Consider the following 748-nt stretch of genomic DNA (forward strand, 5'->3'; position numbering starts at 1 on the left):
CCGGACCATCCCATTAGCGGCCATCGCTTTGATCTAGGAGTCGTCCTTCGATGCGATTGCAGCGCGCACAGCGTCGCCCAAGTCTATACTCAAGCGTGCCCTTGCCTCGAATGGTCCTGAGCTTGCGCAACGAACGGCACCTTGGGCAGAACGATTGTAAGCACGCGCACGATGGCTCCCTGCTCTATTTGCTGTCCCTCATCGTGAGGGTCGTCCGGGGTCAAGGCCATCTTTTTCATTCTCTCCCAGATACCGGGAGTGTGGCCCTCCAACGCCGCAATCGCTTCCTGCATCTGCTCGTCGGTATAGAACGTGCCCATGAGAAAACTCTCGGCGTAGTTTAGGCAGGATAACGCCACTTCAGAGCGCGCCGCATGACAAGCAACGCCACGATGACCGCAACAACGGTGACCCAAAGGAATGGCGGAACCGGCGATTGATGGTGGATGTGGGCTATGTACATCACAAGTCCTAACAGGACGAGCACCAGCGCGTTCGACGACCAATAAAGGGGCGACCGTAACAACGCAGTTGGCGCGAGTTCTGTCACCCGTTCAGTCGCCCGTCTAGTGAGCCACCAGTAAAAGCCGAAAGAGGGGAGGGCAATGATCCAGGACATTCCCAGGCTTTTCTCATGCAGCTTTATAGATGGCCCTACTGAGAATACTCAAATTGAATGGATGAGCTTAACGCAACCGACCTAACCCAGCACTTCGCCTATTGGCCCTAACATTACAGTTGCTTTTGT

1 protein-coding gene is annotated in these 748 nt (G+C 55.1%); it reads right to left on the bottom strand.

Annotation, left to right across the window (positions count from 1 at the left end):
* Window positions 1–89 precede the first annotated feature (89 nt).
* Complete coding sequence (locus FXV83_RS42170) at window positions 90–320, bottom strand: hypothetical protein (RefSeq protein ID WP_235940629.1); 231 nt, start codon at window positions 318–320, stop codon at window positions 90–92.
* Window positions 321–748: the final 428 nt, after the last annotated feature.

Source organism: Bradyrhizobium hipponense, from assembly GCF_008123965.1.
Lineage (GTDB): Bacteria > Pseudomonadota > Alphaproteobacteria > Rhizobiales > Xanthobacteraceae > Bradyrhizobium > Bradyrhizobium hipponense.